This is a genomic window from Blautia sp. AF19-1 (assembly GCF_003479155.1).
In the GTDB taxonomy this organism is placed as follows: domain Bacteria; phylum Bacillota; class Clostridia; order Lachnospirales; family Lachnospiraceae; genus Fusicatenibacter; species Fusicatenibacter saccharivorans.
The window spans coordinates 41679-56097 of the sequence record NZ_QUGQ01000009.1; the positions used below are offsets into that span (position 1 = coordinate 41679).

Annotated in this window: 12 protein-coding genes; 10 read left to right on the forward strand and 2 right to left on the reverse strand. The window is 50.8% G+C overall.

Annotated features, from left to right (window positions below; all coding sequences use genetic code 11):
- Window positions 1-13 precede the first annotated feature (13 nt).
- From DWX26_RS07795 to DWX26_RS07820, 6 genes are all read left to right on the forward strand, one after another.
- On the forward strand, window positions 14-1261 hold the full coding sequence (locus DWX26_RS07795) for a 3-isopropylmalate dehydratase large subunit (RefSeq protein ID WP_118594684.1): 1248 nt from the start codon (window positions 14-16) through the stop codon (window positions 1259-1261).
- A gap of 34 nt (window positions 1262-1295) precedes the next feature.
- On the forward strand, window positions 1296-2822 hold the full coding sequence (locus DWX26_RS07800; protein ID WP_118594685.1) for a Na+/H+ antiporter NhaC family protein: 1527 nt from the start codon (window positions 1296-1298) through the stop codon (window positions 2820-2822).
- 330 nt (window positions 2823-3152) lie between these two features.
- On the forward strand, window positions 3153-4925 hold the full coding sequence (locus DWX26_RS07805) for an ABC transporter ATP-binding protein (RefSeq protein ID WP_158578748.1): 1773 nt from the start codon (window positions 3153-3155) through the stop codon (window positions 4923-4925).
- A gap of 2 nt (window positions 4926-4927) precedes the next feature.
- Entirely contained in the window at window positions 4928-6826 is a 1899-nt protein-coding gene (locus tag DWX26_RS07810) for an ABC transporter ATP-binding protein (protein ID WP_118594687.1), read from the forward strand.
- Window positions 6827-7075: 249 nt separating this feature from the next.
- On the forward strand, window positions 7076-7768 hold the full coding sequence (locus DWX26_RS07815; RefSeq protein WP_242991102.1) for a YoaK family protein: 693 nt from the start codon (window positions 7076-7078) through the stop codon (window positions 7766-7768).
- Window positions 7769-7803: 35 nt separating this feature from the next.
- Window positions 7804-8085, forward strand: a complete 282-nt coding sequence (locus DWX26_RS07820) for a hypothetical protein (RefSeq protein ID WP_022462506.1) — start codon at window positions 7804-7806, stop codon at window positions 8083-8085.
- Window positions 8086-8184: 99 nt separating this feature from the next.
- Here DWX26_RS07820 and DWX26_RS07825 read toward each other — a convergent pair whose 3' ends face one another.
- Window positions 8185-9072 (reverse strand): LysR family transcriptional regulator, encoded by an 888-nt coding sequence (locus tag DWX26_RS07825; RefSeq protein WP_117509122.1) that lies wholly within the window; start codon window positions 9070-9072, stop codon window positions 8185-8187.
- Between the two features lie 253 nt (window positions 9073-9325).
- On the opposite strand from DWX26_RS07825, the gene DWX26_RS07830 reads away from it, so the two are divergent.
- From DWX26_RS07830 to DWX26_RS07840, 3 genes are all read left to right on the forward strand, one after another.
- Window positions 9326-11866, forward strand: coding sequence for a heavy metal translocating P-type ATPase (locus tag DWX26_RS07830; protein WP_118601193.1), 2541 nt, complete (start codon window positions 9326-9328; stop codon window positions 11864-11866).
- Window positions 11867-12058: 192 nt separating this feature from the next.
- A complete protein-coding gene (locus DWX26_RS07835; protein ID WP_118601194.1) occupies window positions 12059-13225 on the forward strand; it encodes a GNAT family N-acetyltransferase in 1167 nt (388 codons plus the stop codon).
- Window positions 13226-13252: 27 nt separating this feature from the next.
- Window positions 13253-13558 (forward strand): acylphosphatase, encoded by a 306-nt coding sequence (locus tag DWX26_RS07840; protein ID WP_118601195.1) that lies wholly within the window; start codon window positions 13253-13255, stop codon window positions 13556-13558.
- On the opposite strand, the gene DWX26_RS07845 is transcribed toward DWX26_RS07840, so the two are convergent.
- On the reverse strand, window positions 13559-13810 hold the full coding sequence (locus DWX26_RS07845; protein ID WP_022462511.1) for a YlmC/YmxH family sporulation protein: 252 nt from the start codon (window positions 13808-13810) through the stop codon (window positions 13559-13561).
- Between the two features lie 142 nt (window positions 13811-13952).
- Here DWX26_RS07845 and nrdR point away from each other — a divergent pair, with 142 nt between their 5' ends.
- The gene (gene nrdR, locus DWX26_RS07850) at window positions 13953-14405 is read left to right on the forward strand and encodes a transcriptional regulator NrdR (RefSeq protein WP_022462512.1); all 453 of its coding nucleotides are present in this window, start codon (window positions 13953-13955) and stop codon (window positions 14403-14405) included.
- Window positions 14406-14419: the final 14 nt, after the last annotated feature.

The following is a 14419-nucleotide window of genomic DNA, read 5'->3' on the forward strand; positions in this document are numbered from 1 at the left end:
GGAGGAAGAAACGATGGGCAATACAGTAATTGAAAAAATCATCCGCCACAACACCGGAAAAGACGTAAAACCGGGCGACATTGTGACGGTCAACGTGGACAGAGTCATGATTCATGATATCTTCATCCCGTTTGTCGGCGATAAATTCGAGGAGATGGGCTTTACCAAACTGTGGGACCCGGATAAAGTCGTTCTGATCTACGACCACCTCGTTCCGGCAAGCCAGGTGGACGATACGAGACATTTCCACAAAGGCGATGAATTTGCAAAGAAATATGGCATGAAAAACGTACACAGAAGCGACGGAATCTGCCATCAGTTAATGACAGAGGCAGGTTACGTAAAACCGGGCGACGTTGTTTTCGGAACCGACAGCCACACGACGACATACGGCTGTGTCGGTGCATTCTCTTCCGGAATCGGCTACACAGAGATGGCGAGCATCCTTGGAACAGGTACGATGTGGATCAAAGTGCCGGAGACGATCAAAGTTGTCATCGAAGGCGAGCTGCCGAAAAATGTGATGTCAAAAGACATTATCCTGCGTCTGATCGGTGACCTCGGTGCAGACGGCGCAACGTACCGCGCACTGGAGTTCTCAGGAAGCACCGTAGAAAATATGACCGTGGCAAGCCGTATGACGATTGCCAACATGGCGATCGAGGCAGGTGCCAAATGTGCACTTTTTACCCCGGATGAGAAGACCGCAGAATACTGCGAGATCGAACTCAATGACTATCAGAAGAGCTTAAAAGGCGATGAGGATGCGAAATATCTGCGCACTATCACTTACCGTGCTGAGGACTTCGTGCCGGTGATGGCATGCCCGTCCCAGGTAGACAAGATCCGTGATACCAGCGTTCTCGAGGGAACCCCGATCGATCAGGTCTTCATCGGTTCCTGTACGAACGGCCGTCTCGAGGATCTGCAGGCGGCAGCCGAGGTTTTAAAAGGCAAAAAAGTAGCCGACTACGTAAAACTGATCGTAACACCGGCAAGCCGCAAGATTTATCTGCAGGCAAGCAAAATGGGCATTCTCGATACACTGGCAGAGGCAGGCGCCATGATTACACATCCAGGCTGCGGTCTGTGCTGCGGAAGAGCGGGCGGAATCCTCTCTGACGGCGAGCGTGTTGTAGCAACGAACAACCGAAACTTTCTTGGAAGAATGGGTACTTCTAAAGTTGAAATTTATCTGGCATCTCCAAAGACAGCGGCAGCATGTGCAGTAGCTGGAAAAATTGTGACGCCGGAAGTGTAAACGAACTTAACAGCAGAAAGGGAAAACAGACGACATGAATGGTTCAATGTTTATCGGAACCTGGTGGGCACTCGTCCCGCCGCTGCTTGCAATTCTGCTTGCATTTGTAACAAAAGAAGTTTACAGTTCCCTGTTCATCGGATCGGCAGTCGGTGTCCTTTTGTACACCGGCTTCCATCCGTGGGATGCGTTCACAAGCTTCTTTGAAATTTTACGGAACAGCATGAACATCAACATTCTGATCTTCGATATCCTGCTTGGCATGGTTGTCGTGCTGATGGCGAAATCCGGCGGCTCGGCGGCGTATGGAAAATGGGCGGGGACGAAGATCAAAACGAAGCGGAGTGCGCTTCTGGCAACGATGGGGCTTGGTGTTCTGATTTTTGTGGATGACTATTTCAACTGTCTGACAGTCGGCTCTGTCATGCGCCCGGTCACGGACAGCCACAAGGTTTCCCGCGCGAAACTCGCATACATCATCGACTCCACCGCAGCGCCGATCTGCATTATCGCGCCGATCTCAAGCTGGGCGGCAGCCGTCAACTCGTATGTGCCGGCGGATGCGGGAATCAGCGGATTCCAGCTGTTTCTGCGGACAATTCCGTATAACCTGTATGCGATCCTTACAATTGCGATGGTCTTTTACATCTGCTACACCGGCTTTGATTTTGGTCAGATGAAGCTCCACGAGGATAATGCCGCCAAAGGTGATCTTTTCACGACCGGAGGCGAGGAGTTTGAGCAGGTTTCCGAGCAGGAGGTCAATCCGAACGGAAAAGTCATCGACCTCGTGCTCCCAGTTGCCGTGCTGATTGTATCAGCGATTGGAGCGATGGTTTACACTGGCTTCCTCGGCGGCGCGGACAATGTGATTTCCGCGTTCGCAGGATGTGATGCAGAAACGAGTCTGATTTTTGCCTCCGTCGTGACGATCCTGTTTATGATGGCGCTGTATCTGCCGCGGAAGGTCATCACCTTCAAGAGCTTTATGGACAGCCTGTCCGAGGGCTTCAAGCTGATGGTTCCGGCGGTTACGATTCTCGTCTTTGCGTGGACCTTAAAAGGCGTCGGTGATGCGATGGGCCTGGCCCAGTTTGTCGGAAGCGTCGTGGGAGACCATGCATCCGCAAGTATTTTTATCCCGGTGGTGCTGTTCGCCGTGGCGGTGTTCCTTTCCTTTTCGACGGGAACCTCCTGGGGAACGTTCGCGATTCTTGTGCCGATTGCAACGGGCATGTTCGCCGCCGGAACAAATCTGGAGATGATGATTATCTCGGTATCCGCCGTCCTGGCAGGGGCGGTCTGCGGTGACCATATTTCGCCGATCTCGGATACGACGGTTATGTCAAGTGCGGGTGCGCAGAGCAACCATCTGAACCACGTATCGACGCAGATGCAGTATGCGGCCGTTACAGCGTGTGTCTGCCTGGTGGGATATCTGATTGCAGCCGTGACCAGAACGTGGTGGATCACACTTGGCGTCAGCCTTCTTCTTCTTTTGGGTGTTTTAACCGGAATGCGCAGATTTTGCGCAAAAAAAGCGGAAAACGGCAAAAAATAAAAAAGAAAACAGAAAAACGCGTGAAATGCTTGACGGGAGAGAAAAAGAACCGTATACTAAAAAATAGAACAAACATTCACAGGACAACGGTGTCCTGCAAAGAAGAAGCGGAACGCTTTTGGAGCAGGAATGTGAATTGGAACAGAAGGAATTGGATTTTTCAAAGTCCAGTTCCTTCTGTTTATCTCTGTTAAAATTGCATCGGAGCTGTGAAATGCAGGAGAAGAAAGGAGGCATTCCGGGGCGAAAACGCTTTGGAAAAGGGAAGGACTGTTATGGTCAGAAAGATCATAGCAGACAATGGCAAAAACAAAAAGAGGGAGAAAATATATGATATTTGGAAAGTACATTAACAAATACTACCTGAAGAATGCGCCCATTCTGATTCTCGGTCTTGCAGCGCTGATTCTCGTAGATTATTTCCAGCTTTTCATACCGGAGCTGTACCGCATGGTCATCAACGGCATGAACGGCGACCCTGTTCTGGTCAACGGCCAGGCGGCGGTGTTTGATATGGAATTTCTGCTGGATCAGGTCTGCCGGCCCATGATTATTACCATTATCGTCATGGTAGTCGGCCGTTTCCTGTGGCGAGTCTGCTTTTTCGGCTCCGCAATCCGCGTGGTGACCGATCTTCGTACCTGCATGTTCGCGCACAGCAAGGAGCTGTCCCAGGAGTATTATCAGGTCAACAAAGTCGGAAACCTGATGAGTCTTTACACGAACGATCTCGATACCGTGCAGGAGTGCTTCGGCGACGGTATTCTGATGTTCTGCGATGCGCTGTTTTTAGGCCTGCTTGCCGTGATCAAAATGTGGCGCATGAACCACTTCCTGACCGGCCTTTCCATGATCCCGATGGCATTTCTGATGGCCGCCGGTACAACGCTCGGCAAATACCTGATGAAAAAGTGGGAAGAGCGCCAGGCGGCTTTTTCCGAGCTGTCCGATTTCGCGCAGGAAAACTATTCCGGTCTTGCTGTCATCAAAGCATTCGTCAAAGAGACGAAAGAGCTGATGATGTTCCGTAGACTGAACCGCGAGAACGAGGACATCAACGTAGAATATACCAAAATTTCCACACTGCTGAACATTATGGTAACGCTGTTCGTCGAGTCCGTTATCTGCGTAATCTTAGGCTACGGCGGCTATCTCGTTTACTGCGGAAGCTTCGACGCCGGCCAGCTTGTCGAGTATATCGGCTATTTCTCGGCCGTTGTATGGCCGATCATGGCGGTTTCCATGCTGATTGAGAAGACATCCCGTGGAAAAGCGTCCTTAAACCGTATTACGGAACTGCTTGACGCAAAAGTCGATGTGAAGGACCGCGGCGGTGTGCAGGATCTGCCGTCCATCCATGGAAAAATCGAGTTCCGCAATCTGACCTTCCGCTATCCAGACGGGGAGTACGATGTGCTGAAAAACGTATCGTTTACCATTGAGCCGGGCGAGAGTGTCGGCATCGTCGGAAAGACCGGTTCCGGAAAAACGACCATCGTCGATCTGCTGCTCCGCACCTACAACGTGCCGGACGGAACGCTGTTCATTGATGACCACGATGTCAACACCGTTTCCATCCACTCCGTGCGTGAGGGCTGTGCCTACGTGCCGCAGGACAACTTCCTGTTCTCCGACACGATTTCCGGCAATATTTCTTTCGCCTTTGATGACGAAAACCAGGAGGCCATTGAGGATGCGGCGATGATGTCCGATGTCCATGACAATATCGCAGAGTTCAAAGAGGGCTACCGCACCGTTCTTGGCGAGCGCGGTGTGACGGTTTCCGGCGGACAGAAGCAGCGAATCTCGATTGCGCGTGCGCTGATGAAACACGCACCGATTCTGATTCTCGATGATTCCGTCTCTGCGGTCGATACCAGAACAGAGCGCACGATTCTCGACAATCTCAAAAAACGTGAGGGACTGACGACAATTCTGATCGCACACCGGATTTCAACGGTGGAGCAGATGGACAAGATCGTGTTCGTCGAGGACGGAGAAGTCCATGCAGTCGGAAAACACGAGGATCTGTACCGGACCTGCACGGCGTACCGCAAGATGGTCGATCTGCAGAAACTTGAAGAGGAAGCGGGGGAGGAGTAGAAATGCACAATTATTATCCGATTCTCTGGGTCGGCGCGATCATCGGCGTGATTTCCACCCTGCTGATTGTGGCCGCGTTTGTAGTGAAAGATGGAGAAAAAGAAACCGGCTTTGAGCGGAACATGAAAGACAGTGAAATCATGCAGCGTCTGATGGATTACGCAAAGCCGTTTTACCGCCAGTTTATCGTTGTTGGTTTTCTGATGCTGTTTTCGATCGCGTACGATATCATTTCGCCGCTGATCGTCGGCAAAATTGAGGAGCTCGTCGTTGGAAAATTCGCGCTGAATGCCCTGTTTCTGTGGGTAGCGGGCTATGCGGCAATCCTTCTTGTCTCGATGGCGTGCACGTATTTCCAGGCCGTGATTCTGCAGAAGACGGGTCAGAAAATTATTTCCAATATGAGGGAGGATCTGTTCGTCCACATCGAGCGCCTTTCCCACGAGCAGTTAAATGAGATTCCGGTCGGAAAGCTTGTCACGAGAACGACAAACGATACGAACGCGATTTCACTGATGTTCACCAACCTTCTGGTCAATCTTCTGAAGAACTTCTTCGTGATCATCGGTATTCTGATTGCGATGCTGTTTCTGAACTATGAGCTAACGCTGATGGTGCTCTGCTTCGTGCCGTTTATCGTGCTGTTCTCGATTATTTTCCGCAAATTCTCGCGAAGAGCACACCGAAAAGTAAAAGACTGTACTACGGACATCAATACGTATCTGTCGGAGAACCTTTCCGGTATGAAAATCACACAGATCTTCAACCGCGAGGATGCCAAGATGCGCGAGTTTACCGACAAGAGCAACGCACTCGGCCGCGCACAGCAGGAGCAGATTTTCGTGTTTGGTATTTTCCGTCCGCTCGTCTACATGCTGTATATCAGCTCCGTGCTCTGCCTTTTGTATTTAGGCGGCAAGGGCTATCTGGAGGGAATGTCGTTCCTCGGCCAGACGCTTACCAGCGGTATGATCGTCAGCTTTTACATGTATATTTCAAAATTCTTCAACCCGATCCAGAACCTGGCGGAGCAGTTCAACTGGCTGCAGTCCGCATTTGCATCCGCCGAGAAAGTATTCTCGATTCTGGATCTCGAGCCAAAAATGCAGGATGCGCCGGATGCGATCGAGCTTACCGACATCAGGGGCGAAATTGAGTTCCGCGACGTATGGTTTTCCTATATCCCGGGCGAGTGGGTGTTAAAAGGCGTTTCATTCCACGTCAACCCGAAAGAGACAATCGCATTTGTGGGTTCCACCGGTTCCGGAAAATCGACGATTCTTTCCCTGATCTGCCGGAACTACGAGTTCCAGAAGGGTGAGATTCTGATCGACGGCATCGACATCCGAAAGATCAAGATCGATTCCCTGCGGAAAAAATTCGGCCAGATGCTGCAGGATGTCTTCCTGTTCTCGGGAACGATCCGTAGCAACATTATTCTCCGTGAGGAGGGGATTTCCGATGAGGAGATCATGGACGTCTGCCATTACGTGAATGCTGACCAGTTTATCAACAAGCTGGATCACGGCCTCGACGAGCCGGTGCGGGAGAGAGGAAACAACTTCTCCGCCGGACAGCGCCAGCTTCTCTCGTTTGCGCGTACCATCATCCATAAGCCTTCGGTCATGATCCTTGACGAGGCGACGGCGAACATCGACACCGAAACCGAGCTTCTGATCCAGGATTCCATGGAAAAGATGAAGAACATCGGAACGATGCTGATCGTAGCGCACCGTCTTTCGACGATCCAGCATGCGGATGAGATTATCGTACTGTCCCACGGAAAAATCGTGGAGCATGGAACGCATCAGGAGCTTTTAACAGCGCAGGGAAGATATTACCAGCTCTACACGCTGCAGTACCACCGCGAGCAGAGTGAGAAACAGAGAGGAAGAAAGTAAGAAAATTTTAGAACAATAAAGACAATTTACAAAAAGGGAGAAATTTTGTTTGTGCAAAGTGACAAAATTTCTCCATTTTTTACGGTGTATCATATTAAAATGATTTTAAATCAATATAGTCATATGAAAAATATATGAGCATAATACGATATCCGTTTTTCCATCTCAAAAAGCGGGCGGTTATAATAAGGGAAGCAAAACGGCAGGCACCAAAAAGCCGGGCCGTCTGTTGAAAGAAAGGGAAAATTTATGGAAAAGAAAGCAAGCCTTGTAGGACGCCTGCTCTCGGAAAATCAGATGTCGGAAGCATTTATCAACAGTATGTTTCTGGCGCTGTCCGGCGGTTTTCAGGATGCCTACACGTACAATTGCAGAGATGAAGTATTCTCAAATGCCCAGACGGGAAACGTTGTGCTGATGAGCCAGAATTTTCTGGAAGGAAACTTTACGGCAGGCCTTCGGTATCTCTTCCCGATCCTCTTTTTTGCGATGGGTGTATTTCTGGCAGAAAATTTCCAGGAGCATTACCGGTATGCAAAGAGGCTGCACTGGCGGCAGGTACTTCTCGCGGCGGAAATTGTGATCCTTGCGATCGTCGGATTTATTCCGTCTTCTTATAATATGCTCGCGGCGATGCTTGTATCGTTTGCGTGCGCGATTCAGGTACAGACCTTCCGCAAGGTCGGCGGTTATTCGTATGCAAGCACCATGTGCATCGGAAACCTGCGAAGCGGAACCGCAGCGCTGTCTATGTATATGCGGGATAAGAAAAAAGAACAGCTCCGTCAGGCCGGATACTATTTCGGCGTGATTCTGGCTTTCGCCATCGGCGCCGGAATCGGAGGCGTGTTCTCCATGCTGTATGGAATCCATGTAATCTGGATTTCCTGCGGACTTCTTCTGGTGAGCTTCCTTCTGATGTCACTGGAAAAGTACCGCTGAGAAATAAGAGAGAGTGAAGAAAGAAGGCTGAAAAAATGGAAGTATTTCTGGAGTGCTGTATGACACTATTCTTTTCAGCGGCCATGCTGCTGCTGATCGTCCGCCTGGCAAAGGGTGAGGAGAAAAACATGATGTTTGCGCGTGTGTTCTCCCTGGCGTCCAACGTCGGTTTCTGGATTGGAATTGTCCGCATCGCTGTGCTGAACCGGAGCGGATTTCTGATGTTCTTCTACATCACAGGCGCAATGCTTTCCTACACGGCGATGGTATTTGCCATGCCGCATAAAAAAGAGCAGATTGCCGGACAGCAGGCATAAATAAAAAAGAGACCCTGTATACGGGAAGGATGGAGCAGCGATGTTCCGTTCGCCGGTAGACAGGGTCTTTTTCTGTTTCAAACAAAAGTTCATAAAATCTTATACGCGTTCCAGAAGCTCCTCGATCAGCTCTTTTGCCGCCGCGTTCTGGTGCTGCCGCGGGTTGATGATAAGACAGATTTCACGTTTGGGGGCCTCCTCGATGAGCGGAATCCGACAGACGGTACGGCTCTTTAAGGCATCGCGTGCCAGCTCCTCCGGATAAAATCCGATGCCGAGGTTATACTCGACCATAGGAAGAATCTGATCCGTCGTCGCCGCCTCCATATCGGGGTGGAAGGCGAGGTTGTGATTCAGAAAGTACTCGGCGTACAGCTCCCGCGTGCCGGTGTCTTTGGCAAGCGAGATAAAAGGATATTCTGACAATTCGCCGAGATGATGCGGCTCTGCGGAAAGGGATGCATATTTCGATCCGCCGATCAGAATTTCCTGGAATGGGAAAATCGGGATCTTGTGCAGCGGTTTGCGGATTTCCACCGGGCTTGTGACGACTGCGAAGTCGACCAGACCGTTTTCGAGCGCCTGGATGGCCTGCGGCGTCGAGTGGTTGGAGATGCGCAGGCGGACGTGCGGATAGCGGGTGTGGAAGTGCTCCAGGCGGGAGAGCAGCATCAGACGAAGTGCCGTCTCGCTCGCACCGATTGTGATAAGGCCGCTCTCAAGAGACCGCTCAAGAGCCAGCTCCTCCTCAACCGTGCGGAGCTGTTCGTAGGCAACGGCCACACGCTCATACACCTTTTCGCCCTCCGCTGTCAGTGTGACACCCTGGTGGGAACGGATAAAAAGTTTGCAGCCAAGCTCACTTTCCAGATTGTTCATGCACCGTGTGATGTTGGGCTGGTTGTTTTTCAGAATTTCCGCGGCTTTTGTAAAGCTGTGATATTGTGCTACGAAGTAAAAAATGCGATAATAATCATATGTAATCATAAAAACCTCCGAAGGATGAAGAAGAAAAAATCATCCATGATTGCTTCAATATAAAATACATGCGCCGGGTTGTCAAGGGATTTCTGAGGATGGTCCGGCCGGATTGTGCGGGGGATGGCAGAAGAGAAGTGGAAATTTTTTGAAAAAACACTTGCAAAATACCCGGACAGGGTATATAGTGTAGAAGAAAACAAGATACCCCATTAGGGTATATGAAATAGAAAATCCAGAACTACAGAAAGGAAGACATACGATGGAACAGTACAATGTAACCGGCATGAGCTGCGCCGCCTGCCAGACCCGTGTCGAAAAAGCCGTGTCAAAGGTACCCGGTGTCACATCCTGCGCAGTCAGCCTTCTGACAAATTCCATGGGCGTGGAGGGAACGGCCTCCCCGGCAGAGATTATTGCCGCCGTGGAAAATGCAGGATACGGTGCGTCGAAAAAAGGCGAGAAGGGAAGCACATCACAGTCGGCTTCCACAGCAGAATACGAAGAGATGCTGAAAGACAAGGAAACACCGGTCATGAAACGCCGTCTGTTGAGCTCCGTTCTTCTTTTGATTCCGCTCATGTATTTCTCCATGGGCCATATGATGTGGGGATGGCCGCTGCCGAAATTCTTTGAAGGAAACCACATCGCAATGGGACTGGTACAGCTCCTGCTTACCATTGCGGTCATGGTCATCAACCAGAAATTCTTTATCAGCGGTTTCAAGAGTCTCTGGCATAAAGCACCGAACATGGACACACTGGTAGCGCTTGGTTCTACCGCATCGTTTGTATACAGCGTCTACGCCCTGTTTGCCATGACGGGAGCGCAGGTACAGGGGGACATGGATGCAGTCATGAGCTATATGCATGAATTTTACTTCGAGTCCGCAGCCATGATTCTGACCCTGATTACCGTCGGAAAAATGCTGGAGTCGATTTCCAAAGGAAAAACGACCGATGCGTTAAAGAGTCTGATGAAGCTGGCTCCGAAGACCGCCGTTCTCTTAAGAGACGGAAAAGAAGTGGAAGTCGGCATTGATCAGGTGAAAAAGGGCGATCATTTCATCGTCCGCCCGGGCGAAAATATTCCGGTGGACGGCGTTGTCCTGGAGGGAACGAGTGCCGTCAACGAATCCGCGCTGACTGGCGAGAGTATTCCGGTGGATAAAGAGGCCGGCGACCGCGTATCGGCGGCGACCTTAAACCAGTCCGGTTTCCTGACCTGTGAGGCGACGAGAGTCGGAGAAGACACAACACTCTCCCAGATCATTCAGATGGTCAGCGATGCGGCAGCGACAAAAGCGCCGATCGCCAAAGTGGCCGATAAAGTTTCCGGTATTTTTGTGCCGGCCGTTATCTGCATTGCACTTGCTACGATTGTGATCTGGCTGTTTGCAGGAGAGAGCGTCGGCTTTGCTCTTGCAAGAGGTATTTCCGTTCTCGTTATCAGCTGCCCGTGTGCGCTCGGCCTTGCAACACCGGTTGCGATCATGGTCGGAAACGGAATGGGAGCAAAACACGGAACGATGTTCAAAACCGCAGTTTCTCTCGAGGAGACAGGAAAAACACAGATCGTTGCACTCGATAAGACTGGAACCATCACAAGCGGAGAGCCGCAGGTAACCGATCTTGTCCCGGCGGACGGTGTAAGTGAGGAGGAGCTTTTAAAAGGTGCCTTTGCACTGGAGCAGAAAAGTGAGCATCCGCTGGCCCGTGCGATTCTTGCACTTGCAGAGGAAAAAGGCCTGGCCCGCGAAGAAGTCAGTGATTTCTCTGCGCTTCCTGGAAACGGTCTTGTGGCAAAACGGAACGGAAAAGAGCTCTGCGGAGGCAACCGCGCACTGATTACGAAAAAAGCGGTTCTCGCGAAACAGATGGAAGAGCAGGCAGCAAAACTTTCCGAAGAAGGAAAGACACCGCTGTTCTTCAGTGAAGATGGAAAGATGCTCGGTATGATCGCGGTTGCGGATGTCATCAAAGAGGACAGCCCGCGTGCGGTGAAAGAGCTGCAGAATATGGGAATCCGTGTCGTGATGCTGACCGGAGACAATGAGCGCACCGCGCGTGCCATCGGCGCTGAGGCGGGTGTGGACGAAGTCATCGCAGGCGTTCTGCCGGATGGAAAAGAAGCGGTCATCAGCCGCCTGAAAGAAAAAGGAAAAGTAGCGATGGTAGGAGACGGCATCAACGATGCACCGGCTCTGACCAGTGCGGATATCGGTATTGCCATCGGAGCAGGAACCGATATCGCGATCGATGCGGCAGACGTTGTCCTGATGAAGAGCCGCCTCTCCGATGTACCGGCAGCGATCCGCTTAAGCCGTGCGACCCTCAGGAACATTCACGAGAATTTGTTCTGGGCCTTCATTTACAATATCATCGGTATTCCGCTGGCTGCGGGCGTATGGATCCCGCTGTTCGGCTGGAAGCTGAACCCGATGTTCGGTGCGGCGGCGATGAGCCTTTCGAGCTTCTGCGTTGTGACAAACGCCCTGCGTCTGAATCTGTTTCGGATGCACGACGCGTCAAAAGATAAAAGAATCAAAAACGAAATTCCAAAGGAGGATCTGAACATGACAACAGAACAGGGAATGGTAAAAACCATGACAATCGAGGGCATGATGTGCGGCCACTGCGAGGCAAGAGTGAAGAAAACACTTGAGGCAATTGAGGGTGTTGCATCCGCAGAAGTAAGCCATGAAAAAGGAACAGCCGTTGTAACACTGACAGCCCCGGTATCAGACGATGTGCTGAAAACAGCCGTAGAGGCACAGGATTACACCGTAAAAGGAATCCAGTAAAACAGGAAACATAGAGAAAAGGGAAACGCGCCTGGAATGAAAATTTCCGGGCGCGTTTCCTTTTTTTACCAGATATAGCAAAAATATTGCAATTTGTTCGGAATTTTCGTGACAAAAGGACAAAAATCCGTTAGGATAGAGAAAAAGAAGAGCAAAAACAAAAGGGTTTTAGGATCAGGAGGTTTTTACATTATGACAGAGTACAGACTTGCAAAGCCGGAAGAGTGGGAGGACTGCATTGAACTTGCAAACTACGTGTTCAGCACGGCACACCGTCCGCACGACTTTGAGCAGTTAATTCCAAGGGTTTATCAGGCAGGACCGGAAATGGCACGGATCCACCGCGTCGCTGTTGCGGAAAACGGCAGACTCCGGGCCGAGATTGCGGTGCTTCCGCAGCAAATGGCGGCAGGGGGTAAGCTGCTCCGCGCAGGATATGTGGGAAGCGTTTCCGTGCATCCAAAGGCAAGGGGCGAAGGCCACATGAAGCGTCTTCTTGGCGACTGGATTACGGATCTGGAAGGAACGTGTGATCTTCTGGCACTGGACGGCCAGAGACAGCGGTATGCCTACTTTGGCTTTACGCCGGGAAGTGAAAAATACACGTTTTACCTGGATGTGGCAAATGTGCGCCATACCTGGAAAAACGGGGAACTCTCCGCTTACACCTTTGCGCCGCTGTTTCCGGAAAACGGCGAAGCGGACGAAGAGGCGGCAGCCTTTGCAAAGAAGCTGAATGAGGAAAAACCGCTTTACGTGGTAAGAGAGGATGTGAAAGCCTGCCTGAAAACGTTCGGCGAGCAGGCAATTGCAATCTGGAAAAACGGTGAGCGGATCGGATATCTGGCACTTTGCGGCGGAAACCAGGTTGTGGAAGCAGAAGTGTTGGAGGAACAGGATTTCGTTCCTGCACTTGCCGCTTATTTAAAAGAAAATGCGCTTGACTCTCTTTTCATTTCCATTCCGGTGTATGAGACCGGAAAAGCAGCAGCGTTATCGGAAGTCTGCGAAAGCTTCACAAAAGAGCGCTGCGGTTCCGCGATGTACCGTATTTTCCGATTTGCAGACGTCATCGAGGCAATGCTGACCATGAAAGCAGAGACGATGGGCATCAGCGATGGAACGTGGTTCGCCGTACTGGAGGGACAGCCGCTGACCGTGACGGTAAAAGATGGAACTGTGACCGTGACACGGGAAGCCCATCCGGGGGCAGATGTACTCAACCGGGAGCAGGCGCAGGAACTGCTTCTTTCACCGCTGGCAAGTAAGGGAAGCAAGGTTCCATCTGAAATCTGGAAGAACATTCCATCCGACTGGTTCCCGCTTCCGCTGTACTGTGCGACGGCAGACGAATTTTAGGCAATGACTGTTGGGAGGCAGAGAAATATGAACGAGACAGCGAAACGAGACAGAAGGGACGAAAAAGAAGAAATCCGGTACCATGTGATTTTCTACGGCCAGGTGCAGGGCGTGGGGTTCCGTTACCGGGCGTATTATGCTGCCTACCAGCTCGGACTGACCGGCTGGGTGAGAAACTGCTGGGATGAGACGGTGGAGATGGAGGTGCAGGGTGATGAGGAGACGATCACGGAGATGATCAAAAGGATCCGCACCTCCAGCTACATCGAAATCACGGATGCAAAATGGACGAAGATTCCGCTGGAATCGGAATTCGGTTTTTATATCCGTTGATCAGGGCTGTTTTTTCTCTTTTTCCGGAATTTCGACGAGAATGATATCGTTGCCGATCTGGCAGATGCGGTCCCATGGGATCACAAAATCCTCGCCGTGGCAGAAAAAGCCGCAGAATTTCACAGGACCCGGAAGAACGAGTCCGGTAAGATGTCCCGTTTTTGGATTGAATTCCACATCAATCGGACAGCCGAGCGTTTTGCAGGTACAGATATTGATAACTTCTTTCTGGCGGAGATCTACAACGCGCATGCGGTGCTCCTTTTTACAGATTCCTATGGAAAAACATATGCGAAAATGTTGCTGCAGTTGACTTGAATTTCACGGAAAAATGCGTATACTGTAAAAGTAGAAAACTTTCCGAAATACTTATTTAGAAACGAGGACGAAAGATATGAGATGTCCATTTTGTAATCAGGATAATACCCGGGTTGTGGATTCACGCCCGATTGAAGACAGCAATGCGATCCGCCGCCGCCGGATGTGCGATGTCTGCGGCAGACGCTTTACGACATACGAAAAAGTGGAGACGATCCCTTTGATCGTCATCAAAAAAGATATGAACCGCGAGCAGTATGACCGCTCGAAAATCGAGACCGGCATCCTGCGCGCCTGCCACAAACGGCCGGTGTCCGCCGAGAAGATCAACGAGATGGTCAACAAGGTGGAGACGGAGCTTTTCAACGGCGAGGAACGCGAGATTCCAAGCTCTGTGATCGGAGAGAAGGTCATGCATTACTTAAAAGACCTGGATCAGGTAGCGTACGTCCGTTTTGCGTCGATTTACCGCGAGTTCAAGGATGTCAACACGTTCATGGACGAGCTGAAAAAGATGCTCGACAAATAGCGGGAGGCAAAAAA

Bases quoted from the DNA above. Each gene is read 5' to 3' on its own strand.
- DWX26_RS07830 (WP_118601193.1), top strand. From the start codon at position 9,326: ATGGAACAGTACAATGTAACCGGCATGAGCTGCGCCGCCTGCCAGACC.
- DWX26_RS07820 (WP_022462506.1), top strand. From the start codon at position 7,804: ATGGAAGTATTTCTGGAGTGCTGTATGACACTATTCTTTTCAGCGGCC.
- DWX26_RS07800 (WP_118594685.1), top strand. From the start codon at position 1,296: ATGAATGGTTCAATGTTTATCGGAACCTGGTGGGCACTCGTCCCGCCG.
- nrdR (WP_022462512.1), top strand. From the start codon at position 13,953: ATGAGATGTCCATTTTGTAATCAGGATAATACCCGGGTTGTGGATTCA.
- DWX26_RS07805 (WP_158578748.1), top strand. From the start codon at position 3,153: ATGATATTTGGAAAGTACATTAACAAATACTACCTGAAGAATGCGCCC.
- DWX26_RS07815 (WP_242991102.1), top strand. From the start codon at position 7,076: ATGGAAAAGAAAGCAAGCCTTGTAGGACGCCTGCTCTCGGAAAATCAG.
- DWX26_RS07840 (WP_118601195.1), top strand. From the start codon at position 13,253: ATGAACGAGACAGCGAAACGAGACAGAAGGGACGAAAAAGAAGAAATC.
- DWX26_RS07795 (WP_118594684.1), top strand. From the start codon at position 14: ATGGGCAATACAGTAATTGAAAAAATCATCCGCCACAACACCGGAAAA.
- DWX26_RS07835 (WP_118601194.1), top strand. From the start codon at position 12,059: ATGACAGAGTACAGACTTGCAAAGCCGGAAGAGTGGGAGGACTGCATT.
- DWX26_RS07825 (WP_117509122.1), bottom strand. From the start codon at position 9,072: ATGATTACATATGATTATTATCGCATTTTTTACTTCGTAGCACAATAT.
- DWX26_RS07845 (WP_022462511.1), bottom strand. From the start codon at position 13,810: ATGCGCGTTGTAGATCTCCGCCAGAAAGAAGTTATCAATATCTGTACC.
- DWX26_RS07810 (WP_118594687.1), top strand. From the start codon at position 4,928: ATGCACAATTATTATCCGATTCTCTGGGTCGGCGCGATCATCGGCGTG.